General features: G+C 44.2%; 19 protein-coding genes. 13 read left to right on the forward strand and 6 right to left on the reverse strand.

The genetic code is table 11. The features are described 5' to 3' along the window. Window positions 1–21: 21 nt before the first annotated feature. Complete coding sequence (locus tag V7O63_RS05520; RefSeq protein WP_340820510.1) at window positions 22–303, reverse strand: carboxymuconolactone decarboxylase family protein; 282 nt, start codon at window positions 301–303, stop codon at window positions 22–24. Further along, window positions 303–638: a winged helix-turn-helix domain-containing protein gene (locus tag V7O63_RS05525; protein WP_340820511.1), complete on the reverse strand. Its 336-nt coding sequence runs from the start codon at window positions 636–638 to the stop codon at window positions 303–305. The genes V7O63_RS05520 and V7O63_RS05525 overlap by 1 nt, the downstream gene beginning before the upstream one ends. Window positions 639–814: 176 nt before the next feature. On the opposite strand from V7O63_RS05525, the gene V7O63_RS05530 reads away from it, so the two are divergent. The 6 genes from V7O63_RS05530 (at window position 815) to V7O63_RS05555 (ending at window position 10,875) form a co-directional block, all read left to right on the forward strand. Beyond that, a complete protein-coding gene (locus V7O63_RS05530; RefSeq protein ID WP_340820512.1) occupies window positions 815–4,663 on the forward strand; it encodes a PAS domain S-box protein in 3,849 nt (1,282 codons plus the stop codon). Between the two features lie 126 nt (window positions 4,664–4,789). Continuing rightward, complete coding sequence (locus tag V7O63_RS05535) at window positions 4,790–5,842, forward strand: GTP-binding protein (RefSeq protein WP_340820513.1); 1,053 nt, start codon at window positions 4,790–4,792, stop codon at window positions 5,840–5,842. Between the two features lie 106 nt (window positions 5,843–5,948). Then, on the forward strand, window positions 5,949–6,497 hold the full coding sequence (locus tag V7O63_RS05540; protein WP_340820514.1) for a DUF2148 domain-containing protein: 549 nt from the start codon (window positions 5,949–5,951) through the stop codon (window positions 6,495–6,497). A 308-nt stretch (window positions 6,498–6,805) separates the two neighbouring features. Then, on the forward strand, window positions 6,806–8,701 hold the full coding sequence (locus tag V7O63_RS05545) for a PAS domain-containing sensor histidine kinase (RefSeq protein ID WP_340820515.1): 1,896 nt from the start codon (window positions 6,806–6,808) through the stop codon (window positions 8,699–8,701). A gap of 302 nt (window positions 8,702–9,003) precedes the next feature. Then, the gene (gene arsB / locus V7O63_RS05550; protein WP_340820516.1) at window positions 9,004–10,182 is read left to right on the forward strand and encodes an ACR3 family arsenite efflux transporter; all 1,179 of its coding nucleotides are present in this window, start codon (window positions 9,004–9,006) and stop codon (window positions 10,180–10,182) included. Window positions 10,183–10,416: 234 nt separating this feature from the next. Further along, window positions 10,417–10,875, forward strand: coding sequence for a hypothetical protein (locus tag V7O63_RS05555; protein ID WP_340820517.1), 459 nt, complete (start codon window positions 10,417–10,419; stop codon window positions 10,873–10,875). A gap of 92 nt (window positions 10,876–10,967) precedes the next feature. Here V7O63_RS05555 and V7O63_RS05560 read toward each other — a convergent pair whose 3' ends face one another. Then, window positions 10,968–11,843 carry a hypothetical protein gene (locus V7O63_RS05560; RefSeq protein ID WP_340820518.1) on the reverse strand — a complete coding sequence of 292 codons (876 nt, stop codon included), beginning with the start codon at window positions 11,841–11,843 and terminating at the stop codon, window positions 10,968–10,970. A 431-nt stretch (window positions 11,844–12,274) separates the two neighbouring features. Between V7O63_RS05560 and V7O63_RS05565 the strand changes: the two genes are divergently transcribed. From V7O63_RS05565 to V7O63_RS05595, 7 genes are all read left to right on the forward strand, one after another. Next, window positions 12,275–12,742 (forward strand): CBS domain-containing protein, encoded by a 468-nt coding sequence (locus V7O63_RS05565; protein WP_340820519.1) that lies wholly within the window; start codon window positions 12,275–12,277, stop codon window positions 12,740–12,742. Between the two features lie 11 nt (window positions 12,743–12,753). After that, window positions 12,754–13,938, forward strand: coding sequence for a bifunctional ornithine acetyltransferase/N-acetylglutamate synthase (gene argJ / locus V7O63_RS05570; RefSeq protein WP_340820521.1), 1,185 nt, complete (start codon window positions 12,754–12,756; stop codon window positions 13,936–13,938). A 216-nt stretch (window positions 13,939–14,154) separates the two neighbouring features. Then, entirely contained in the window at window positions 14,155–15,285 is a 1,131-nt protein-coding gene (locus V7O63_RS05575; protein ID WP_340820522.1) for a hypothetical protein, read from the forward strand. A 210-nt stretch (window positions 15,286–15,495) separates the two neighbouring features. Beyond that, entirely contained in the window at window positions 15,496–16,437 is a 942-nt protein-coding gene (argC, locus tag V7O63_RS05580; RefSeq protein WP_340820523.1) for an N-acetyl-gamma-glutamyl-phosphate reductase, read from the forward strand. Window positions 16,438–16,536: 99 nt separating this feature from the next. After that, the gene (gene pfkC / locus V7O63_RS05585; RefSeq protein WP_340820524.1) at window positions 16,537–18,024 is read left to right on the forward strand and encodes an ADP-specific phosphofructokinase; all 1,488 of its coding nucleotides are present in this window, start codon (window positions 16,537–16,539) and stop codon (window positions 18,022–18,024) included. Between the two features lie 11 nt (window positions 18,025–18,035). After that, on the forward strand, window positions 18,036–19,385 hold the full coding sequence (locus V7O63_RS05590; RefSeq protein ID WP_340820525.1) for an ADP-dependent glucokinase/phosphofructokinase: 1,350 nt from the start codon (window positions 18,036–18,038) through the stop codon (window positions 19,383–19,385). Window position 19,386: 1 nt separating this feature from the next. Next, window positions 19,387–20,223, forward strand: coding sequence for a DNA glycosylase (locus tag V7O63_RS05595; RefSeq protein WP_340820803.1), 837 nt, complete (start codon window positions 19,387–19,389; stop codon window positions 20,221–20,223). Between the two features lie 49 nt (window positions 20,224–20,272). On the opposite strand, the gene cca is transcribed toward V7O63_RS05595, so the two are convergent. The 3 genes from cca to V7O63_RS05610 all read right to left on the reverse strand — a co-directional run bounded on the left by cca (window position 20,273) and on the right by V7O63_RS05610 (window position 24,264). Next, complete coding sequence (gene cca, locus V7O63_RS05600; RefSeq protein ID WP_340820526.1) at window positions 20,273–21,628, reverse strand: CCA tRNA nucleotidyltransferase; 1,356 nt, start codon at window positions 21,626–21,628, stop codon at window positions 20,273–20,275. 91 nt (window positions 21,629–21,719) lie between these two features. Next, window positions 21,720–22,844 carry a glutamate 5-kinase gene (proB, locus tag V7O63_RS05605; RefSeq protein ID WP_340820527.1) on the reverse strand — a complete coding sequence of 375 codons (1,125 nt, stop codon included), beginning with the start codon at window positions 22,842–22,844 and terminating at the stop codon, window positions 21,720–21,722. Window positions 22,845–22,908: 64 nt separating this feature from the next. Continuing rightward, the gene (locus tag V7O63_RS05610; protein ID WP_340820528.1) at window positions 22,909–24,264 is read right to left on the reverse strand and encodes a glutamate-5-semialdehyde dehydrogenase; all 1,356 of its coding nucleotides are present in this window, start codon (window positions 24,262–24,264) and stop codon (window positions 22,909–22,911) included. Window positions 24,265–25,073 lie beyond the last annotated feature (809 nt).

Consider the following 25,073-nt stretch of genomic DNA (forward strand, 5'->3'; position numbering starts at 1 on the left):
ATTAAGGGATCTGTATCTTTGTTACTCATCTATCATTTTCCATGTATAGTTCAGTCCTGACCCCAGTCTGATAAGAGAGGCAACAAGTATTGCTTCCTCGATCTCCTCATCTGAAATGCCGGCATCCTTTGCACGTTTTCTATTGGTTGAAAAACATGCATCACAACCAACGGCAACAGCACTTGCAATTGTAAGGAGTTTCTTGGTTCTGCTGTCAATTGCTCCATCTTCCATGATGGCTTTTTTCATGGAATTGAAACCTATTCTCCTGTCGATCTCATCGATCCTTTCCTGTTTATTCATTATTCCTTCCCCGCTACGTTCTCAAGAAAAGCTTCACCTCTTGGTGATATCTGATACATCAGTGGATCACTGTCCTCAACTTTGTCCACATAAAGCGCATTTTCCAGCATTTCAACATGGAACTTTGCCATAGAACTATTGAGATCTAGCTTTTCCCCTATATCTTCAATACTAACCGAACTATCAAATAGTATCTTAAGGATCTGACGACGTGTGGGGTTCTGCATTGTCTGCAGTCCTATCTTATGGTCTTCAGTCGGATTTGCTTTCTTTCTTCCTTCTTTTTCCACTCTTTGGAGCCATTCTTCCTTCTTTTGGGAATACTCGCTTTTCATTGGTTCACCTTCTGTCACTATACTTATATTTTGTACTTTCAGTATTTACTGAAAATAAGAAACATTAACTTATTTATAGTTGTTGTATGGCCAAAGATCCCTTTGTAGAACAGATGTAGCGGATCATTGATGGGAACTACAGGTAATTAATTAAATATGAGAGTCGAATATCTTAATTGGATCGATATTTATATCCTACAGTCAATATATGCTACAGGGGTTACATTATCAGCATAAGTACCATCAATTCGGACATCGACCTCATTGAGGACATGACGCCGGGGAAGTATTTTTCCCTGCTGTACGAGAACACTGAAGAGTTCGTGGATATAGTGGCTGCATTCTTCGAGGCCGGGTTCAGGAACAATGAGTGTTGTCTATGGGGTGTTTCCGGTCAGCTTGATCCTGAAAATGCAAAAGATCTCCTGAAAGGTGCAGGGATCGATGTAGAGAAGTATCTGGAGAACGGTCAGCTTATGCTGACGAGCTGCAATGAATGCTACATCGCAGGAGAGGGTGCTGTCTCTGAGATGGACCTGGATAAATGGGAGGAGCTTTACAATATTGCAATAGCTGATGGCTTCGACGGTTTGAGGATAGTTGATAAGTTCACCATCGTAGGTGAAGATGCCTGGGAAAGGTTCGTGGAGTACGAAAAGAAAGCAATGGACCTTATCCGGATGAAAGGTCTGGTCGCGATATTTGCCTTTTTAATGGAAGCACGTACAAGGCAGGAGATCATCGAGATCATCGGGATGCATGATGGTACTATAATAAAGAAGAATGACAGGTGGACACTGCTCCAGAGTTCCTCATCATGTAAGACCGTCAGGAAAGAGACACAGTTGACTGATGACATGCTTGAGAATGTATGGACAGGTGTCTGGGTTGTGGATAAACATGATAATATCATCTACTTCAACAAAGGCATGGAATCCATTTCGGGTCTCAAAAAGAGCGATGTTCTCGGGAAGAAACTGGTCAGTTTCCTGCCTCCGCATTCAGAGAAAGGCGAACAGGTCTTTGTCGATATCTTCCAGGCAACTAAAGAAAGTCTGACTTCAAGGAACTATGATATCTTCCCGTTCATCAAACCTGACGGTCAGTTCATATATCACAGCGGATTCCTGCTGCCACTTACAGATGACAATGGCAGCTATGCAGGAATGCTGGGAACCGTTGGAAAACTCGTGGAACAGAGTATAGATCACAGGATCCTGAAAGACAGGTTCAGGTCCATTGAGAAACTGGAGGACATCTACAGGAACAGTCCTGTTGTCGCTTTCCTGTGGGGTGCTGAGAATGGATGGCCTGTGATATTTGTATCGGAGAACATAAAGCAGTTCGGATATGATCCTGAAGACCTCACATCCGGAGGAATGAACTACATAGATATGATCCATCCCGATGACCTGGGATATGTAAGGGAGAATGTTTCCCAGCTAGAGGTTGAAGGCAAGATGTTCTTCTCAAAGGAATACCGTATCGTCACCAGATCGGAGGAAGTGCGCTGGGTAACGGAGCGGTCCTATCTGATAAGGGATCAGAGTGGTGGTCCTGCGTATTATCAGGGCATAATCATCGATATAACTGACAGGAAAAAGGCTGAAGAGACGGCTCTGGATGCTGAGAAGAAATATCGCATGATCTTTGAGAATTCTCCGTTCGGTGTATTCCATTTCGATGAGAAAGGGATTATTACTCACTGCAATGAAAAGTTCCTAGAGATAATGCAGCTTAAGAGAAAAGAGGATGTGATAGGCTTCAACATAATTGCCTCCATCGTAGATGAGAGGATGAGAAAAGCCGTCTCTGATGTTTTCTCAAGGAAGGTCGGTCACTTTGAGGGGGCATACCACACAGTCACGACCGATATCACGATCAACATCAAGGCTGATTATAGCCCGAATATAGCGGAAGACGGGACATTTCTAGGAGGTATCGGTGTCTTTGAGGATATATCCGAGCGTATGAAGGCTGAAGAAAAACTGCAAAAGAGTGAAGCTCTTCTTGCTGAGGTCAGCAGGATCGCCAAAATAGGTGGCTGGGAATTTGATGCGTTGACAGGCAAGGGAACATGGACACCCGAGATCGCAAAGATCCATGAATTAGATCCTTCAACTCCTACTGATGTTGAACTGGGATTGAGTTTCTACTCACCCGAATCAAGGGTAATTATTGAAAAGGCTGTCAATGATGCCGTGCAAAAAGGTGAATCCTATGACCTTGAACTGGAAATGATCACAGCTAAAGGCACGCACAAATGGGTAAGAACGATCGGACATCCGATAATGGAGGATGGCAAGGTTGTGAATGTCACCGGGGCATTGCAGGATATCACCGATCGTAAAATGGCTGAAGAAGCCGTTCTTGAAGCTGAGAAGAAGTATCGCCTCATCTTTGAGAACTCTCCCCTTGGTATTTTCCATTTCAATGAAGAGGGTGTAGTTACCCATTGTAATGACAAGTTCCTGCTGATCATAGGCCTGCAGAAGAAAGAGGATGTAATTGGCTTCAATATGGTCACGGGGATAAAGGACAAACTGATGAAGAAAGCCATAGATGATGTTTTTTCCCAAAAGGTAGGGCATTATGAAGGCAAATATCATACTGTTCTAAGTGGTAAGGATGTCTATCTCAAGGCTGATTACAGTCCCAACATAGCTGATGACGGAACTTTCCTCGGTGGTATTGGTATATTTGGTGACATCTCTGTACGCAAGAAGGCTGAAGAAGGCCTGCGCCTGGATGAATCACGTCTGGAGGCTCTCTGGAAGATTAACCAGATGTCGGATATCTCATTGAAGGAGATCGCTGATTTCGTGCAGGAGGAGGCTGTCAGGCTGACCCAGAGCAAGATAGGTTATGTTGCATTCCTGAATGAGGATGGCAAGACCCTTACTGTGTACTCATGGTCGAAGAACATTATGAAGGAGTGCAGGGTAAAGGGTAAGAAACTGGAGTACTCCCTTGACGCTACAGGTGTCTGGGGAGAAGCCGTCAGGCAGAAGAAAGCTATCATTGTCAATGATTTCCAGGCTCCCAACCCGCTGAAACATGGTTATCCAGAAGGTCATATAACGATCAAACGCTACATGGGCATACCCATATTCGATGGCAAGAGAATTGTAGGTGATGCCGGGGTTGCGAACAAGGAAGAAGAATACAATGGTGCCGATGTCAGACAACTGACCTTGTTCATGGAAGGTATGTGGAGGATGATCCAGCGTAAGAGGGCGCAGGACAAGCTGCGTGAATATGCCGATGAGCTTTCAAGGGCAAATGCCGAACTATCGGCAGCTAACGAGGAACTGAAGTCCCTTGATAAGATGAAGGATGATTTCCTTTCCAATGTCAGTCATGAGTTCAAAACGCCACTGACCTCGATACAGGGATACAGCCAGTTGATATCAGATGAGACACTGGGCTCTGTGAACGAGCAGCAGAAGAAGGCTGTTGATACTGTCATCCGTAATTCGGAGAGGCTTCGCAGGCTTGTGGATTCACTTCTATATCTCAGCAGGGCACAGTCAGGCAAGTTGAACTATTCATTTGATAATATCGACATTAAAGATGTCATTGATAATTCCATCCAGGATCTAATACTTCAGGCAGAGAGCAAGAACATCGAGCTTGTGCAGGATGTTTCAGGTGAGCTTCCGTTGTTGTATGCTGATCGTGATAAGATGATGGATGTCTTTGTCAATCTGATAGACAATGCTGTGAAGTTCACAAAGGATGGTGGCAGGGTTACCGTTTCAGCTCACGCTTCCGAGGATTCCATATACATAAAGGTGGAGGATACGGGTATTGGTATCCCGGAGGATAAGATCCCGAAGCTTTTCGAACGCTTCTATCAGGTGGATTCCTCTGAGAAGAGAAGGTACGGAGGTACGGGACTTGGTCTGTATATCTGTAAGAAGATAGTTGAAGACCATAAGGGGGATATCCATGTCACAAGTGAGGAAGGAAAAGGAACGACTATGCATATTCGCCTTCCATTGCAGCAGCCGGTCACTGATTGAACGGTAATGATTATTTGTTTGTAATTCCTTTGAGGTATATATGTCTGAGACCTGCCATCCTGTCCCGGACAAGACGATCGTTATATTATCCTGTTATTCTTATATCTGCAGATAAATGGTGAAATTATGAAAGTTATAATCATAGGCGGTTTTCTTGGTAGCGGTAAAACAACTACTTTAAGGAATCTTGGCAAACATCTGATCGATAAAGGACATAAGATAGCTATAATAGTCAATGAGGTCGGCGAGGTCGGAGTCGATGGTGAGACCATCTCAAGCAGTGGTCTTGTCACAAAGGAACTTACCAGTGGTTGTATCTGCTGTTCACTGAAGGTCAGTATGGAGTTCACCCTGCAGACCATAATAGAGGACTACGAACCTGATATGGTTATCATCGAACCTACGGGAATAGCATTCCCGCTTCAGATAAAGGAACATATCGAACTGATGGACCTGGGTGAAATATCGTTCGCACCTGTGGTCTCCATTGTGGATGCAAGTCGGTTTGGTGCTGAATGGGAGCAGATCCCTAAGTTCATCGAGAACCAGATAAAGGAGTCTGAGATCGTCTGCATCAATAAGATAGACCTTGTGGACAGTGAGGCAATAGCAGCGTCAACTCAGATGGTGCTGGGGATAAACCCTGATGCGATCGTCGTGGAGTTCTCCGCAAAGAATGCTGATGAGAAGTTCGAGAGGTTCATGGACCTGCTGACAGGTGAGAGTGAGATTCACCAGCAGCGTGAGGACCTTAATTCAATGGAGGTATCAGGTGTTGGTACATATGCCGGTGAGTATTCGATCACCTCAAATGGGATCCATCCTGATAAGGTTACAACCATGCTTGTCCATCTGCTAATGGATATCAGGGGAAAGGTCAGGGAGATAAATCCTGACTTTGTGGGTCATATCAAGTTCAGCTTCAAGTTCAGTGAGGGTCTTATCAAAGGCAGTCTGACATCTTCTGATGGTGAGCCTGTGGTTGAGATACTTGATGAGATGGGCGATGGCGAAGAACACCTTAAGTTCCTGAGTGCTGTGACAAAGGTCCCCAAGGAAGAACTCGTGGATATCGTGGATGGCAGTATCCGTGGAACTCTGGAGAAAGAAGGTCTCACCTTTGAGAAGGTAAGTTCAGAGGTCTGCGATGAACCGAACATAATAAACCTTGACCTGTAATAGGCTCCATTTCATGACGGGAAATGCTCTCTATTCCTGTCCGCATCCTTTTTTTGACATTTTTTTTATCTCAATGGCTAAATATCATTGAAGCCTTTCATTTTCCATGATACAGAATGCTGAACTTGAGGTGATCACATCGCTAGCAAAGACCATCCTTGTAGCTGCAAGGACCGCACCAAAGGGTAAGGGCGTTGACGATATAGTGACATATCTTCTTCATGATGATGAAAGGATTCAACTTGCGGACAAGATGGATGAGCTTGGTGGTATCAAGAAGATGAATTTCCTGAAGCGCGATGCGAACAATGTAAGGGATGCTGACTGTCTTGTTCTTATTGGCCTGAAGTCCTCAGGTGCAACCTCGCTTAACTGTGGTGCATGTGGTTTTGAGACATGCAAGGACATGCTTGAGCAAAAGAAGGTTAAAGTGGAATTTACCGGACCGCATTGTATGATAAAGTATGTGGACCTTGGGATTGCTGTGGGTTCTGCAGTTTCGAAGGCAAAGGACCTGTGTATGGATAACAGGGTGCTGTATTCAGCAGGAGCTGCTGCCTGTTATTTTGATATGATAGATGCGGATGTTGCAATGGCGGTTCCATTGAGCGTCAAGGGGAAGAATATCTTCTTTGATAGACCACTCACTAAGTGAGTGGTCGATAGACCGGTTACGAAGTAAACGATTGGCAGGTCACTTATGAAGTGAGTGACCGTTAGACCACTATTAAGTGAGTGGTCGACAGATCATCTACAAAGTAAAGTGATCATTTGATCGCTAATGAACAGAATGGCGATAGTTGATCTAAATAGTAGGTGTATCATGTCGCTTTCAACATAATATTTTATTAAAATAGGATTTTTGAATATTTTTAATATCAAAAAACTAATATACTTGTGCAATATACTCACATATAAATTTATTATTTATTGTTTGTACTAACGGTCAGGGTTGGATGATTAATGGGTATGACACAAGGATATGAAAAAAAAGACGATAAACTGCTAGCTGAAGTATTCATGTCCCTGTCTGACAGTATTGCAGTTCTTGACGTAGATGGAACGATCATTGCTACAAATCATAAATGGAAAGACTTTACTGCAAAAGGAGATGAAAATAATCTCCGGTCCTGCAGCGAAGGCACTAATTATCTGAAAGTATGTGGAGGAAGAAGGAGCAAAAGCCCCGTACCTACTCCTGATATGGTTCAGGGAATAGCAGATGTGATCAATGGCAAGTCAAAGATATTTGAGGCAGAACATCCCTGTTGCCGTTCAAGTGATGAAAGATGGTGCATGGTCAGAGTAGTGCCTTTGAAGAACACCTTTCCTACCCCTGTTCTTGTATATCACATTGATATCACGGAAAAGAAGATAATTGAACGGGAATCCCACAGTTTCCGTGACATGATAGAACAGTCTGCTGATGGTATTATATTTGCGGATAAGGATTTCAAGATCCGATATATTAACAGGGCATGTGAGGAACTGTACGGATGGAAACTTGAAGAAGTTATAGGGATGATGCCTGATAAACTGATAGGTGGGGACCTGATATCAGTAGATAAGCAGCATGAGGTCTATTCCACGATAAGTTCGGGAAAAACATTTTCCGGTGAGAGGGTCAATTACCGTAAGGATGGAACTGCTTTTATCTGCAAGTTCATGGTATCTCCCCTCTATGCCGAAGATGGGGATATATATGGTTACCTGGGTTCACAAACAGACATCACTGATTATAAAAAGGCAAAGGAAAAGCTACAGGAAAATGATAAGATGTTCCAGGTCCTGTACGAGAACATGCCTGGTGGAACCCTTATCATAGGAAGGGATTACATCATCAAGGATGTGAACAATCGTACCTGCGAGATAACCGGATACAAAAGGGAAGAACTTGTAGGTCAGTTGTGTGATATTATATGTCCAAAGGGCTCTGCTTCCAAAAAGTGTCCCATCTGGGAAGAGGGAAAAGAAGGCTTCATGGGTATGGATACGGCTGTTAAGTGCAAAGATGGAAGAAAGAATCCCATCCTGAAGAATGCAAAGAGAACAGTTTCTGATGATGAGATCTATATTCTTGAGAATTTCCAGGACATCTCTGAATTAAAAACGATACAGGAAGAGTTGTTAAACTCTAAGATAGTAGCAGAGGAAGCAAACCGGGCCAAATCTGATTTTCTTACAACCATGAGTCATGAGTTGCGTACCCCTCTGAATTCCATAATTGGTTTTTCACAGATGCTTGGAGAAAGGAGATTCGGTGAACTGAACGGAAAGCAGGAGAGGTACGTATCTAACATAGCTACCAGTGGCAAACATCTGCTGAACCTTATTAACAATATTCTTGATATATCCAAAGTCGAGGCAGGCAAAATGGAACTGATCTGCGAGGAATTCGATGTAACTGAAGTCTTTGAAGACATCGAGAACCTCATCTATCCGTTCTCCTCAAAGAAGGACATCAATATCTCTATAAATGCACCTTCTGAAAGCCTTTTGATATATGCAGACAAAACGAAGTTCAAGCAGATAATGTACAACCTCCTGAACAATGCTGTCAAATTCACACCGTCTGGCGGCTATATCAATGTATCTGCAAATTACATCGACAGTGAACTGCATATCATGGTGGAAGACAACGGTATTGGAATATCGGAATCAAATCTGGAATTGATATTCCATCCCTTCAGGCAGATAGATTCTGCAACATCCAGGGAATTCGAGGGAACCGGGCTTGGCCTTGCTCTGGTTAAGAATTTCGTAGAACTGCACGGTGGCAGGATCCATGTAGAAAGTGAACCGGGAGAAGGTTCCACATTCAAATTTTTCATCAGTGAAGTCAATTGTGTAGACAATTGAACGTGTCTGTTTTACATCCTGTTAGATGGTTGTCGGGTTCCATGTAGATCGATCTGTGCAGGTCGGTATCACTGTCATGTTCAAGGCTTGACAGTGCCGAAAGTCCGGGATGTTGGTACTGTGCATTTCAAAGTAGCCTATATTTTCATTTGCAGGCTTCATTTTGCCGCTATACTCATCCTTATATATTCTAATCACGGTATTTCAATTATATTTGAAACATCTTGTGAAACGAAATGTTCATATCCTAATCAAAATAGAATATTCAACAGTTTATAATAGAAATTCAGTGGGGTTGATCTATGGCAAAAGCATGTATAACTAAAGAACCTCAAGGACTTGCCTTCTTTGAGAGATATCTGACCGTTTGGGTGATCCTGTGTATCGTTGCAGGTATCGTGCTCGGAAAATTCGCTCCCGGAGTAGCTCTTTATCTTGACAGCCTGTCGATATATGTCGACGGTGCACCTGTGGTCTCTATTCCTATAGCTATCTGTCTGTTCTTCATGATGTATCCTATCATGGTGAAGATCGACTTCGGTGAGGTACTCAAGGCAGGTCAGAACCTGAAACCTGTCGGTCTTACACTATTCATCAACTGGGCTATCAAGCCTTTTACCATGTACGCGATCTCTATCTTCTTCCTTGGAACACTGTTCCTCGGGTTCATCGGTCCTGAAGCAACGGACCTTGTTAAGATGCCATTCGGACTTGACCTTCCCGTTGGTGCAAGCTATGGCGAGGGTACGGTCGTATTGCAGGATGGTGTCAAGATGCTTGAGATCCCTCTCTGGAGAAGTTACCTTGCAGGATGCATCCTTCTGGGAATCGCCCCCTGTACTGCAATGGTTCTTGTGTGGGGATTCCTTGCACGTGGAAATGACTGCCACACACTTGTGATGGTTGCGATAAACTCCCTGACCATGCTCTTCCTCTATGGTCCCCTTGGAGGTTTCCTTCTTGGAGTTGGCAAACTTCCGGTTCCCTGGGAGGCACTGGCATTGTCCATAGGTGTGTATGTGGCACTTCCGCTTGCGGCGGGATACATATCAAGGAAGCTTATCATACGGACGAAAGGTGAGGAGTGGTTCAATACCAGTTTTGTTCACCTGCTGACCCCTGTTACGATAACAGCACTCCTTGTCACCCTGATACTGCTCTTCAGTTTCAAGGGTGAGACTATACTTGCACAGCCGCTTACGATACTGTGGATCGCTGTTCCACTGTTCATACAGACGGTGTTCATATTCCTGCTGGGATATGTGCTTGCAAAGTTCCTGAAACTGAGCTATGAGAATGCAGCCCCATCAGCTATGATCGGTGCTTCCAATCACTTTGAGGTCGCGATTGCAACCTCTACTATACTCTTTGGTCTGTCCTCCGGGGCAGCCCTTGCAACGGTTGTGGGTGTACTTATCGAAGTACCTGTTATGCTCATGCTGGTCAGGTTCTGTCTGCGGACAGAAGGATGGTTCAATTAACCATCCTTTCCATTTTTCTTTTTTCTTTTCGGATTCGGGTTATTTGTTACTGTAGTCATCTATTTATTGAATAGAGGCTATGGATAGTCCTACATTTGTTATATATTTCTGTTAAATTCAAAAAAGTATAACTGGGATGATGGCATACTGGTAGTAAGGGGTGCTGGATATTTCACATACTCTCTATCAATATAGCAGGGAGTATTGTCAGGATATATGAAATGGAGAATGTAGATGAAAAATATAGTTATTATTGCAGCGTTATTCCTGATGCTGCTCATGCCGGTTGCAAGTGCTGATATAGTCAGCGACCTTGAGAATGATGTAGATGCATATAATGCGAACGTGGATTCCGTTCCATCTTATCTTGTAACTCTTCTGGGTGATGAGACCATTAAGCTTGTAATAGTCGACGATGACGGGGATGAGGTCTACGTGAAAGCAATTACCGAAGATGCATACATCATGACATTTGAAGAGGTTGACGAGGACGAGGACTTCGGTGCCACCATGGTTGTCGGTGCTAATGAATTCACGGTCAGAACAGTTCTCAGGTCATCAAGTCCATTGTCAGAGTTCATTGCAGCAAAGGACAATGGTGAGATAGTTGTGGAACCTGTGGGTGTTACAAGTACGGTGAAGTACACTGTTGCCACTGTGGTAATGGAAGTCACTTCACTGTTCGGATTTTGATGAGTCTCATTAACTTTTCTTTAGAGGATGGTCCTTCAACCATCCATCTATGAACTTTTAATCTCTAACTAAAAAGTCTTAAATCAGAGATTTTAATATTTTTTTCTGATTCTAACAATAAACAAAAGGCTCAAAACCAGCAGAATTGAAGAGAAACCTGGTGATTCTTCAATACATCCCTCTGACCATGCAAAAACAACAGGTACATCACTTATTCCTTCTTCTTCTGCCTTTTCGTCTATTATCAGGTAAATCTCATCAATTAATGAATTGTTGATCTTTTCCGGTTCATATACGTTGAAATCAACTGTTATGTATCCGTTGATACTTGTGCCAAAACCAAAAATGGGTCCACCGGACTCGCTAAAATATTTATCTACTTCTTTTGCATTATGGGTGACTTTGGTGAGTTTATCAGTCCACACAATTTTTTCGCTTGTTCCTTCAATGACAGGAACTATTCCTCTGGTAGTTACCAGCCATGGTTCATTCTGTATTCTCTTAAAAGTTTCAGGTCCATATTCAGGAAAATGTAGTTCGTCCTCCTGCCACATAAAAACGACAGGAACTTCGATGATACCTTCCTGTTCTTCACAGTAGCTTTCTATTTTCTGGTAGATCTTATCAAGTCGTTCCTCATCGATCTCATCCTGATAGTCAGAACTCAAATATACATTTAGCATTCTGTCCCTTGAACCTATTCCTCTAAAGGAACTGTCAAATTCAGATGTTCCCATCCTGGTGAGATTTAACCAGCAATTCCTAATGGAATTATTCCATTCTTTGTCCATTACATCAGGAAGCTTTCCACGGCATGCAAATATGTCATTCTCATATCCTTCAAAACATGAATTCGTTCTTAACGCATCTCCGCTATTGTTTTCAACAGCATTGCCAATTGTGGATGCTAAAGTGATGATAATTAAGGCTAAAATCACTATTTTTTTGATGCTACTTCTCAATTTCATAATCTATCCCTGTAAATGTTTGATAGTAAATCACGAACATAAAATAAAAAATTTACGTAATATTAAAAATATCACTGGAATAAATTGTGCCGGATCTATCAGTAGGTTATGTTTTTTAACAGGCTCTGTATATCTTATTTGGAATGCCGACAGGCTCCATGAACGGAGAATGGATAGATGTCCATGGTAATGATGCTTCGAGGCTGATGCCATAAGGGTGTATGACTTTGTGCGTCCTGTGAGGGTATAATTAAGGATAGATGATGGCTTGTTCTTCCATCCTTTTATTTTTCTCCACTGATAAAGCGCAACCATTATACCCCTGCAACCACTTCTCTCTCACATATTCGACAAAAATGAATTATGTGGAACACTGCAACCTTATGGTAAGGTGCAAATCCTGAAATATCATAGAAAAGTAAGGTATAATCATGGACGTTAAAGATGTAATGAACACTGAAGTCATCACCTGCTCATCCGAGACCCCTATCAGGGAGGTAGCACAACTCCTGAAGCAAAATAATATCAGTGGGATCCCTGTTGTTGATGAGGGAAAGGTGCTTGGAATAGTCTCCGAGGGAGATGTCCTCAAGTTGCTTGAGGTCCCTGAACATGGCGGACTCTGGCTTCCAAGTCCTTTCGAGGTCATCGAGGTGCCTATCCGCGAGCTTCTCAACTGGGAAGAGACCAAGCAAATGCTTGAGGATTTTGGTTCAAAGCCGATCACGGAGATAATGACCAAAGAGGTTTATGCAATAGGTCCTGATGCTTCCATTGAGGACGCTTCCGCTGTCCTTACGAAACACAAGATAAACCGTCTTCCAGTTGTGGATGAGGATTACAATCTTGTAGGCATCGTCACACGTGGTGACATAATTAGCGGTCTTGGACAATTGTAAGAAGGAATATCATGAAATTCATTGAAGGCGGTATCTGTGCCGTAGAAGGCGTGCGTGCCGGTGGCATTAAACCCGGTAAGATGGGACTGGCAGTCATACAGGCAGAAGGGAACGCTGCCGGAGTCTACACCAGGAACAAGGTAATCGCAGCTCCACTGGTTGTAACAAGGGACCATATCTCAAAGACCGGAAAGCTCTCCGGTGTTATCGTGAACAGTGGCAATGCCAATGCTTTCACAGGCGTGCAGGGTCTTGCAGATGCACGGATCATGGCGTCATCCCTCGCATCGAAACTTGGTGTTGAGGAGGAACTTATAGGCGTGGCTTCCACAGGTGTCGTTGGGCGTAAACTCGACACAAGCTGGATAACCACCCATCTGAACGAGGTATTGGACTTAATGGGTGAGGATGCCGATGCAAGTATGAGTGCAGCACGCTCAATCATGACAACCGACACCGTCCCCAAGGAGATAGCCATCGAGATGGATTCCGGCATCCGCATTGCAGGTATTGCCAAGGGTTCGGGTATGATCGAGCCTAACATGGGTACCATGCTTGGTTTCGTGTACACCGATGCAGAAGTGGACCCGGATGTATTACAGTCATGTCTCACAGTTGCCGTTGACAAGAGCTTCAACATGATAGTTGTGGATGGTGATACAAGCACCAACGACATGGTACTTTTGACAGCCACAGGGCAGTCCGGCATAACTCCTGAGATCGCCGACCTTCAGGCAGGTCTTGACCTTGTGCTCACCGAGCTTGCAAAGATGATAGCCATAGATGGAGAAGGCGCCACAAAACTGATCGAATCCAAGGTCACAGGTGCAGCCACAGAAGAGGATGCCTGTCTAGTGGCCAAAGCGATAGTCCGTTCCCCTCTGGTGAAATCCGCCATCTTCGGCCAGGACCCCAACTGGGGACGTGTCGTGGTTGCAGCAGGATACTCCGGTGCCGATATGGACCAGACGAAGATCTCTCTCTCATTCTCAGCAGGGACCGAGGTCGTCGAACTGGTAAAGGACGGCGAGGTCGTTAAGAACGACGAAGATGCCCTCAAAAGTCTGAAGTCCATCATGAATCAGGATGAGATATTCATCATAACCGACCTCGGCATGGGTCATGAGAGTGCCACTGCATGGGGCTGTGACCTGACGTACGATTATGTCAGGATCAATGCTGAGTATACGACTTGATTTTTGTTTTTTAGTGGGGGGAGCAATCCCTCTGTGGTTTTTTTTTTGGTTTAGTTCTCTTTTTTCTATTCTTTGTTGGATTTGAAACTTGGTCTGAAATTTACTCCCTATGAATAAATCTAAGTACTGTGTATATACTCTGTATAAAATATTGCATCGATGATTCATTATTGAACATGGATCTGAGCACAACAATATCGACCAGGACTGGCAACGATGGAACAAAAAGTGAATATTTTTAGGTTAATCAGCACAATAATAATCTTGATAGTGCTTTTTCCAGGCGCAAAAGATGCATTCCTTGACATTACTTCCAGTGCCAAGTCATTAGAAGATTTTACTCCTGAAGAGCTACGCGGTGACTATAAATGGATACGTGAGGTGGATTTGTCTTCTGATGGTAGATATGTTGCTGTTTTATCTTTTCCTGACGAGTCCATAGTTTTGCAAGAAAAAGAAGGAAATGAGTATTTAGTAAACGATGAAACATCCGGTATGTCAGAACTAAAATTCTCATCCGGCAGCAATTATTTGTTAATAGGTTCAAACAAATATGATCCACAAAAAAAGGATTATGGCAGTACATATGTGACATTATACAATGTTACAAACAAATCCATAGTCAGAACGCATGAAATGAAAAATAACTATATATCGGATATCGATTTTTCTCCAGATGAAAGATATTATGCATCTTCTTATAGAAAAGGAGATGATTCTGGAAAATGTACTGTAAATGTGTGGAGTGTAAATTCAGGAGAGATAGTACAATCTATTACTAGTGAAAACTATCGAGCACTATCCCTTACTTTTACGCAGGATAGTAAGTATTTAGTTGTAAGTTATGATGGTTCTGGCTATTCTTCAGGTAGTACAGTGCTCTATAGCATCGATACAGGAGATGTTTACAGGACTTTAAATGAAATTTCCGCTTTCAAATTGCAGCTTTCGGATGACGGCAATATATTAGCTGAAGAAAATGCAGATGGCAAAGGGCTTTTAGTCTGGAATACAGACCCTTATAGTAAGATAGCTAGATTTACTGATATCTCCTCACCAAATGATATATCTTTATCTTCTGACGGTAAATATTTTATGGCAATAGATGACTACGCATTGATGATTTGGGATATATCGTCAAAAAAGCAGATTTTGAGGACTAAAGTTAAAGACTTAGATTATGCTAATAACTTCTATACAGCAAAATTCTCTGGTGATGGTCAACAGATCCTAATCGGACTTGAAGTTTCTGAAGATTCCATATATTCAATGAATTCAAGGGCTTATAGTGGTAGAATTTTTGCCTATAATTTTACAGAGATAGTGGAAAGCTATGATGAGGGGTAGTTTTCTTTTTAGCTCAGTAGAATTCCTCATTGAATGCAGAAGTAAAGTTTAAGGAACAGATAATTTCATTTTTTCGGATTGTGCCGGCTTTGCCGGGACCCTCCGGGATGGTTATAGTAATTCATGGGAGACAATTTGAGCAGTGTTGTTGGATGTTCAGAGCCGAAATATAGAATAACAATACAATAGTTAGGGTATCTGAGGAAGATAATGTACAAGATATACGTGGACGGTCAACACGGAACGACCGGCTTACTGGTTAATGAGCGTCTGGCAAAGCACCCGCAGGTTGAGATACTTGAGATCCCGTATGAGGAGCGTCATAACAGGGAATTGAGGACTAAGCTGCTCAACGAGGCGGACCTTGTGTTCCTGTGTCTGCCGGATGAGGCGGTCGAGGATACCGTGGGTCTGATCACCAACCCGAATACAAAGATTATCGATGCATCTACAGCCAACCGTATAAATGAGGCATGGGCTTATGGATTGCCTGAACTCTCTGCCGCACACAGGGAGAAGATAACCGGGGCCAGCAAGGTATCAAATCCGGGTTGTCATGCCACGGCTTCCATAGTTGCACTTTTTCCTCTTGTTGAGGAAGGTATCATATCAAAGGATACAGCAGTGCCACTGTTTTCCATAACCGGATATACCGGTGGCGGGAAGCAGATGATAGCGACCTATGAGACCACGGAAGAGCGTGCCTATAAGGCTCCAAGGCAGTATGCTCTGGGACTGACCCACAAGCATGTGCCTGAGGTAATGGTCCACTCCGGTCTTAACGTGAAACCAATGCTTATGCCAGTGGTTTCCAATTTCCCAAGGGGACTGGCTGTCACATTGCCATTGTCCGTGAAGGATTTGGAAAAAGCTGTGACAAAGGACAGCCTGTATGAGGTTTACCAGAGATATTATGGGGATTCCATATTCATCCGTGTTCATGAGGTTGATGAGGCAGATGATCTGGTGGATAATGCCTTCGATGTTCAGGGAAGTAACGATACCAACTATCTGGATTTGTACATATACGGCAACGAGGAACAGATACAGGTCATATCCCGTCTGGACAATCTCGGTAAAGGCGCATCAGGTGCAGCAATACAGAACATGAATATCATGCTTGGCATGGATGAGACGACCGGTCTTTTGTGAGACCGGGAATGATTCATTTTTATTTTATTTGTTTTCTTTTTTCTTCATCCATCGCGTATAAATACTGTATAAACATAATTATATCCATTGGGTGAGATAATGGAGATCTCAGATTGGGAGAAACTGTATGATGAGGCAGTCTCAACTGTCAGGGGGCAGCTTGGGAACGTGCAGGGAGTGTTCGTGGCGTACAATAGCAATGTGGATGCCATGAAACATATCAGGGAAGAAGAGATAAAGAAGCTCATTGGTATCATTGGTCCTGCTAAACTTCGGGAGAGGATGATCGAGTATCCCCGGGAGATAAAGGACCCTGTTGATTTCATGGCACGTCTTTTCATAGCCATGAGGGATGGAAAGGCGGCAGAGGTACCAACCTATACTACCGATATCCATGAATGGCTCATGGATAACCTTGTTTTCGATTCTGCACGGATGGGCGGTCAGGCAGGTATCATATCCAATCTTCTTGTAACCCTTGGCGTGAAGAACGTCATAACCTATGTACCCTGGCTCTCAAGGGAGCAGGCAGAATATTTTGCGGATTCTCCTGACCTCTGGCACCCCGCCATGGAGGATGGGAAACTTGTCCTTAAGCATCCTAAGGAAGCCTTCAACCCCGAACAGAAACCCAAGATAAACTGGATTATCGAATTCTCCAGAGGTATGAGGTTCCGGTGTGCAGGCGAGGAATTCGAGGTTCCAAGGGATAATCGTCTAATTGTCTCCTCAAGACCCAACTGGATACGTATTGACATGAGCGAAGAGATGTATGAGCAGTTATCCGAGATAAGGGAGGATATCGATGGTGCCATACTTGCCGGTTACCAGATGATAAAAGAGGAATACGAGGATGGCAGCACCTATGCTGATTATGTGAAGAAGGCCGTGGATGTAATAGAGCGACTGAAGGGATGCAACCCTCAGATGCGCATACATGTGGAATTTACATCCATACAGAACAAGGTTATCCGTAAAGCCATTCTCACAGAAATTGTGAAAAAACATGTCACATCCCTTGGTCTTGATACCGTGGAGGTCGCCAATGCCCTCAACGTGCTTGGATATGAGGAACTGGCGTATTCTGTGATAAACAAAGGTGAGGACAGTATCGTTTCACTTTATGAGGGAGCCGTCAGGCTTCTTAAGGAACTCGATCTGCAGAGGGTCCACATCCATTCACTTGGATATTATATCTGTGTGGTGTCAAAGGACCATCCACTGGATGTAAAAGAACAAAGGGAAGCCCTGCTCTTTGCCTCAGCCCTTGCAGCAACCCAGGCAACCCTTGGTTCCATCAGTAATATCGATGACATCTCAACAGGTCTTGGTGTCCCGGTCTATGACCAGGGATTCGAGGACCTGATAGAGCTTGAGAAGTATCTTGTCAGGAGGGGTGTCTGTTCTGCCGAGGATTTCGAAGACGGATGCATCGGCGCACCCGGTCATAACCTGATCATAGTTCCCTCCAAGGTTGTAAAGGATCCCGTTGCAACGGTGGGGATAGGAGATACAATATCCGCCGGTGCCTTCATTGCCCTGCTGGCAAAGATGCCAAAGGTGAATGTTTGCAAAGCAATGGAATGATGGAGCAACCTATGAACATTCTATGTGCCTACAATGCTAACATAGATTCCATCTATCACATCGATGGAGAGGAACTTTCACGGCTGCTTGCCGATCATCCGGATGTTCAGGAAAAGGTAAGTAAGCCACCAGGTTCCATATCATTGGTGTCCGATGTCCTTGCCGGTATCGTGATATGTATGCGTGATGGCACAGGTGCAGAGTGGCTGGTCCATGATAGTGAGGTATTCGACTGGCTGAAGCAGACGTTCCTTGAACGTTCCCTAATGAGGATGGGAGGTAATATGGGCATCATGTCCAACGTTCTCTCTGAACTCGGGGCTTCGAAGGTGATACCTAATGTCGGCAGCCTGACAGAACTTCAGGCTTCGTTCTTTTCTCAAAAATCCATCCTTTACCCTCATAATGGAAAGCTGTACAAAAGCAGTGAACTGGGATCGATACTTCAGGGAGATGCTTCATCCCATGAACTCATTCATTTCGTCTTCGACTTCAAAAAAGGAGATACTTTAACACTTGCAGGTGAAAGGATAGTTGTCCCAAGGGAGAATCGTTTCATAGCAACGTACGACCCTTTGAACTTCCGGCTCCATATCGATGAACATTTCCGTGACTATGCTCTGGAACATGCAAAAGAGATGGATGGTGCCATCATTTCCGGTTATCACATGCTTCAGGAGGATATGGGGGACTGTGACTACAGAGAAAGACTTGATTCTTCTCTTGAACAGTTGATAAGCTGGAAAAAGGAGAACGATAATTTCCATATCCATGCAGAGTTCGGAGATTTCTCATCGGAGAACGTAGCATCCTATGCATTCTCAATTCTCTCCCCGGTGGTGGACCGTATAGGTATGAATGAGGACGAACTTGCCACTCTTGCCCGGATGAACGGTATGGACTCCAAACCAATACTTGCAATGGACCCTGTGGAAATAGCAGAGTCTGCGATAAGCCTCTGTAACGACTTCGGGCTTTGCAGGATGCTGGTACACACAAGGGAATTCGTGCTTTCTGTCTCATGCATGAAGGATGATGACCCGGAACTCATAGTTGAGGCAATGGACTTCGGGGTGAAGTGTGCAGCTGCCTTTGCATTTTCCGGCAAACTTGCTGACAGGGAAACCCTGCTGGATATAGCATCAGGGATAAAGGAAAGTGAATTCGGAAGGGATGCTTCATCAAGACTGGGAAAGTATCTGGTGGAAAAGCGGGATTGCAGTGGTATATGTGGCCTATTCCGGTCATATCAGTTAAGCATCATCCCGACCCGGATATGTGCTGAGCCTGTTTCCACCGTAGGACTCGGAGATACTATATCAGCCGCTATTTTTTTAAGGGAGCTTGAACTCAACTCCTGATATGTACACTCTTTTCTCGGAGAATTTCAACCTGAACTACACCCTTGACTGTGGTCAGGTGTTCCGCTGGGACTTCATCGATGGCTGGTGGACAGGGGTAGTGAATGGTGATGTCGCAAGGTTGCAACAGGATCCGGAAAGCGGTGAGGTCGCTGTGGATTCAAAACTACCGAAGGGTTTCTTTGAGAACTATTTCCGTTTTGATGATGACCTTGATTCCATCCTTCGGGAGGTAAATAAGGATGGGTTCATGGACGAGGCCATTAACAAGTACATGGGACTTCGTCTTATCAGACAGGACCCATGGGAATGCCTGATATCCTATATGCTTGCAACAGCTTGGAGCATCCCGAATATCAAAAGGGCTATCTCCATGATGTGCAGCAACTATGGTGAGGAGATAGAGGATGGCTATTACAGTTTTCCCGAGCCACACTCACTTGTCCATGCATGCGATGACGACCTGCGGGCCTGCAAACTCGGTTTCAGGGGAGGTCGTGTGATAAAAGCTGCGAGGCATGTAGAAGAAGGGAATCTTGTTCTGGATGACCTCTTTGAGGTTGACTATAACGAGGCAAAACAGAGGCTGATGTTCCTTGAAGGCATCGGTGAAAAGGTCGCTGACTGCATACTTCTCTTTGCCTTCGATAAGATGGAGGCTTTCCCTGTGGACACTCATGTGGAAAAGGTCGTGAAGACTGTCTACGGTGACCATGAGTTCTTCAACGGTAATGCCACAAAGAGCAAGATCGGTAATTGGGGGCGCATGTATTTCGGGCACTACTGCGGCTATGCACAGCAGTATTTCTTCTATCAGAAAAGACTTGAAGGTCTTTGAATCCTGCTGGGAAAGTCCAGGCCGGAATAATAGGGAATAGGCAGTACTTTTACTTTCCCTGTTCCCATTTCCTGAGGAATTTCCTGAATCCGGGGTCGTTGACCCTGGCTATATCCGTGTTCTCGACAATTGAGAATCCCAGACCGATAGTTTTTCCCAGATGCTTTCCAAGGGAACAATGCTGTATCCTTCCCTCAAGTAGCTCCTTTGCTGTGGTGAACTTACGTTTTATATCTGCAACGTAGAACCCGTCCTCGATATACAGGGAGAAAAGTTCATCAGAGCCGAGGTATTTGTCCTTGAAGCCCTTTGCATGGGTGTGTGCCCATACCGGGGGTCCTCTGTGCTTTTTAACAAGCGGGAGCTGGGATGTGGCAAGTTCTATCAGTATGATCGCCTCTTCATTCACCCAGTATCCTGAATTGAGCACATAGAACTCGTATTCCTCGAAAAGTGCACGGATCGAGTGTTCCATTTTGTCAAGTTGCGGATAGAGTATATCGTCAACAAGGTCAGGAGGTCTGAAAGAGATTGCAACGAAAGAACTTCTCCTTGATGTGATCATGTCGATGATCTCATTATCTGTCATTGCTTCTTTTTGTTTTGGGAAGAAGAAATCTTCTGTCGGCTTTTCTGAATAGGCTCTGGCAGCATCTATGAACCTTGCGAACTGGTTCAGGGAAAGTGCAGCAGCCACATTCCTTTTAGGGTCTGTTGGGTCGATGACAACAAGTGGGTCATTATGCTTGATGGTCCCATGTTCCAGCATATCGATGCTGAGTCCCGGTTTCCAGTCGCAGGCGTTCCTGAGGGTGTTACGGAAAGAGCCGTAATGGACTACCAGTAGTTCGGTGAGATATCCTGAGAATCCCTGTGTACGAAGCTCTGAACCGTAGGTTCCGGTGCCTTTCATGAACTGTTTCATGATGAGCACATCATCCTCACGACCCGGAATGACCATTTTTATGAACTCATTGTGAAAGGGTGTCCTGTCTACGGCAGATATTATCTCAGATGCCGATTCCACTGAATAACAGGGGACCAGGTCCACATCAAATCCTCCGTACTGCATATTCAAATATGGGTGTTCTGCATAGCGTTCCTCTATGTTCTCTCCTTCCTTTGCCACCTTTCTTGCAATAAGGAGGCCGTTGTTCTCCAGATCCTCACGGCTGGTATCTTCAGGGAATGAGATAAAGATGTCAAGGTCATGGGTGCCGGATATCCAGGTGTCCCTTGCAGCTGATCCTACCAGTTTTGGTGTGATATCGCTGATTCCAAGGATCCTTGCTGATATGCTGACTTTTTCAAGTAGTTCTGTAGCTACTTCCTCAAGCTTCTTCTTTTCATCAGGACCGGGTTTGATCCTGTCAAGTATCTGTTCTTCCAGTGTTATTTCTGTCATGGGTCCAAATCAGGATATTATTTGCAGGTTATAAAAAAGTATTGAACGTAAAAGAGTCGGATCCCTTTGTACAGTGAAACGAATACGGTGGTCAGCAGATGCCGATGTTCTCTTTCTTTATGACGTGGTTATAGTTCTTGTAACCAAGTATATCAGCTATCATATCAGTATGCTGGCCTTTGACCCTGTCCAGTTCATCGGAGCTGTAGTCTGTGATCCCTTTTGCAAAGATACTGCCTTCGCAAGTGATCTCAACTATCTCTCCTCTGTCGAAGTTTCCTTGAACACCCGTCACGCCGGAAGGAAGCAGGCTCATGCTGCTGAGAATGGCATCCCTTGCACCGGCATCCACCTCGATGGAGCCGCATGACTTTGAGAGAAGTATCCAGCGTATCCTGTTCTTGTGCACATCCTGATTGGCAAGGAACAATGTCCCTATCTCTTCACCGGCGAGCACTTTCGTGATCACATTATCAATGGCACTGTTCGTTATTATCATGTAGCTGCCTGACATGTGGCATATTCTGGCTGCCTCTATCTTGGTTCTCATCCCGCCGACACCTTTCATGCTTGTGGGGCTTCCTCCGTAGCTCTCTATCTCAGGAGTGATCTCCTCCACAAGGTTCAGGAGTGTGGCATCATGATTACGTTTAGGGTTCTTGTCATAAAGGCCATCTATGTCAGAAAGTATTATCAGGAGGTCCGCTTCCATTTTGCTGGCAACCATTGCGGAAAGCTTGTCATTGTCGCCGAAGGTGGCTTCGATCTCATTTGCGGATGTGCTGTCGTTCTCGTTGACAATTGGTATTACACCGTAGCTCAGAAGTGTGGAAATACTGTTCCTGAGGTTTAGATAGGTCAGCCGGTTGGAGAATGATTCGTATGTAAGGAGTATCTGAGCGACTTTAAGGTTGTGTTTTGCGAAGGCGTTGCTCCATTCTTGCATAAGGACACTCTGGCCGACGGCGGCACATGCCTGTCTGACAGGTATCTCTTTTGGTCGTGTGTCAAAGTCCAGTATATCGATACCGATGCCGACGGCTCCCGAGCTTACAAGGATCACCTTCTTTCCCATTTCATGAAGTCCTGCGACCTGCGCAGCCATGTTCTCCATGAACTGGCGATTGAGGTTACCATCCTCGGTATTGATAGAAGATGTGCCTATCTTTACGACTATCTTATTCACATCGCTGAAGAGCTCTTTCCTGTCCGTCAAAGTGATGCTCCTGTTAATCCTGCTGCTTTTACCAGTCCTCTTTCCTCTCCGGCATTTCTTACTATCATTTGCCGGAAACTATGTCCGAGGCTTCCTTGTTGAGCTTTCTGTGTGTGAATTTCTTAGCGTCAGGTCCGGCATAGTCTGCGACTTTATCACCATTACCTACTAAGATGTACTTGTAGATGAGAAGTCCTTCCATTCCCACAGGACCACGTGCATGGATCTTATTGGTACTGATGCCCACTTCCGCACCTTTTCCATAGCGGAACCCATCTGCGAATCTTGTGGATGCATTGAGCATGACGCTGGATGAGTCTATGAGGTCGGTGAACTTTTTCTTTTTGAGCTCGTTCTCAGTAATGATACCATCTGTGTGATGGGAACCGTAGTGGTTGATGTGCTCGATAGCTTCTTCCATTGACTCTACTATCTTTATGGAGAGTGTCAGGTCATTGTACTCGGTCTTCCAGTCGTCCTCTGTTGCTCTCAGGATACTCTTGAGGAAGTCGATCTCTTCAAGTATCTTAAAGGACCCTTCGTCACAGCGCATCTCCACACCAGCTTCGTCGTACATCCTTGCCATCTTTGGCAGGAATTTATTGGCGATACTCCTGTTAATCAGAAGTGTCTCCATTGCATTACATACGGCAGGGTACTGTACCTTTGAGTCAAAACAGACCTCGTATGCTTTTGAGAGGTCCGCCTCATCGTCCACATATACGTGGCAGATACCGTCTGCGTGTCCGAGAACAGGAATCTTTGTGTTGTCCTGCATGTATTTGACGAATGCATTGGATCCTCTTGGGATGAGCAGGTCGATGTATGCATCCATACTGAGGATGTCGTTGACCTCTTCCCTTGTTTCCATTAACTGGAATGCACCTTTCGGCATTCCGTTTACGGATTCTGCAGCCTCGTTCAGGAGGTCGAAGATCATACGGTTGGAATTGAGTGCTTCGCTTCCTCCCTTGAATACGGTTGAATTGCCGCTTTTAAGACAGAGGGACATTACCTGTGGCACCACATCAGGACGTGCTTCAAATATGACACCGATAAGTCCGATCGGACAGCTTACCTGATAGAGCTCGAGTCCCTTATCAAGTTCAAGGGCATCTATGGTCTTACCTACAGGGTCTTCGAGATCGATGACATCACGGATACCGTCTATCATTCCGCTTATCTTGCTGTCACTGACCTTGAGCCTGTCCACAAGTGCCTGTGAGAGTTCGCCTTTCCTCTTCAGTTTCTCTGCGGTCTCAACGTCCTTCTGGTTTGCTTCGAGTATCTTATCGCGATTATTGTCAAGTGCCTGTGCCATTGCCTCAAGAGCCTTGTTCTTAGTGTCCGTGCTGACACTTGCAAGGATAATGGATGCCTTCTTGGCCTCAATGACCTTTTCTTCAATTTCAGTAACCATGAAATGAATCACCTGGGTTTCTTAAAAGAGTGATGTTGGATCAATTATATAGTATAGAGGTATTGCACATAGTTCTTTGGTTTTATATTTGTCGATTATTCTGTGAATGTCATCATATGTATCTGTTGAACCTTTATCCGGTTATGTATCTAATTCCAGATGATCATGTCATCCATCCTGTAATGTGTCCCTGCCAGGTCCTAAATTGGGACACACCTATTAATGGCATCTCATGATAATGAAAATGTATCTTGGAACAAAGGATTAGGTGAATTTTGGAAGGTGGTCTTCGAAAATGTTTCAGACACCTTGCCTGTGTAATGTATCAACAATTATTAATTTTATATAGAGATAGTGTGTATATATTTTATTATATTATTGAATTGATGGAATACTATTTCACCTTCATTCACAAACCTGCAATAAGGATGATCATAGATGGCGATGGAATAAAATGAGGGATCTTCTTCGCTGATTGAAAATATGCATAAGGGATTCCTGGTATATGAAAGGGAAGCCTTTTTGAGAGAACTCTGCATGACAGGAGCTTGCCAGGAAAGTTGTAGGGATCTTCGTTTTTCGGTTCAGGACCTTTTCTTCAATTTCCAGAACCATGAAATGAACCATTTTTTGTATCTTATGAGGTGATTCCTGATTATAAATTATGGGATGTTGCACCTTATTATTTTGTTCTATATTTGCCGACCATAGACTTTGGTATCATGATTAGATTCCAATGATTTCTTTGATCATTGTGATGTGTCTATACATGAACCGAAAGCTAGCAATTGATTTTTCCCTATTTATCA

The organism is Methanolobus sp. WCC4 (assembly GCF_038022665.1).
Lineage (GTDB): Archaea > Halobacteriota > Methanosarcinia > Methanosarcinales > Methanosarcinaceae > Methanolobus.

What these genes read in the sequence shown, in the direction of transcription:
- V7O63_RS05520 (WP_340820510.1), bottom strand. Translation starts at nt 303, where the DNA reads ATGAATAAACAGGAAAGGATCGATGAGATCGACAGGAGAATAGGTTTC.
- V7O63_RS05525 (WP_340820511.1), bottom strand. Translation starts at nt 638, where the DNA reads ATGAAAAGCGAGTATTCCCAAAAGAAGGAAGAATGGCTCCAAAGAGTG.
- V7O63_RS05535 (WP_340820513.1), top strand. Translation starts at nt 4,790, where the DNA reads ATGAAAGTTATAATCATAGGCGGTTTTCTTGGTAGCGGTAAAACAACT.
- V7O63_RS05540 (WP_340820514.1), top strand. Translation starts at nt 5,949, where the DNA reads ATGATACAGAATGCTGAACTTGAGGTGATCACATCGCTAGCAAAGACC.
- V7O63_RS05545 (WP_340820515.1), top strand. Translation starts at nt 6,806, where the DNA reads ATGGGTATGACACAAGGATATGAAAAAAAAGACGATAAACTGCTAGCT.
- arsB (WP_340820516.1), top strand. Translation starts at nt 9,004, where the DNA reads ATGGCAAAAGCATGTATAACTAAAGAACCTCAAGGACTTGCCTTCTTT.
- V7O63_RS05555 (WP_340820517.1), top strand. Translation starts at nt 10,417, where the DNA reads ATGAAAAATATAGTTATTATTGCAGCGTTATTCCTGATGCTGCTCATG.
- V7O63_RS05560 (WP_340820518.1), bottom strand. Translation starts at nt 11,843, where the DNA reads ATGAAATTGAGAAGTAGCATCAAAAAAATAGTGATTTTAGCCTTAATT.
- V7O63_RS05565 (WP_340820519.1), top strand. Translation starts at nt 12,275, where the DNA reads ATGGACGTTAAAGATGTAATGAACACTGAAGTCATCACCTGCTCATCC.
- argJ (WP_340820521.1), top strand. Translation starts at nt 12,754, where the DNA reads ATGAAATTCATTGAAGGCGGTATCTGTGCCGTAGAAGGCGTGCGTGCC.
- V7O63_RS05575 (WP_340820522.1), top strand. Translation starts at nt 14,155, where the DNA reads ATGGAACAAAAAGTGAATATTTTTAGGTTAATCAGCACAATAATAATC.
- argC (WP_340820523.1), top strand. Translation starts at nt 15,496, where the DNA reads ATGTACAAGATATACGTGGACGGTCAACACGGAACGACCGGCTTACTG.
- pfkC (WP_340820524.1), top strand. Translation starts at nt 16,537, where the DNA reads ATGGAGATCTCAGATTGGGAGAAACTGTATGATGAGGCAGTCTCAACT.
- V7O63_RS05590 (WP_340820525.1), top strand. Translation starts at nt 18,036, where the DNA reads ATGAACATTCTATGTGCCTACAATGCTAACATAGATTCCATCTATCAC.
- V7O63_RS05595 (WP_340820803.1), top strand. Translation starts at nt 19,387, where the DNA reads ATGTACACTCTTTTCTCGGAGAATTTCAACCTGAACTACACCCTTGAC.
- cca (WP_340820526.1), bottom strand. Translation starts at nt 21,628, where the DNA reads ATGACAGAAATAACACTGGAAGAACAGATACTTGACAGGATCAAACCC.
- V7O63_RS05610 (WP_340820528.1), bottom strand. Translation starts at nt 24,264, where the DNA reads ATGGTTACTGAAATTGAAGAAAAGGTCATTGAGGCCAAGAAGGCATCC.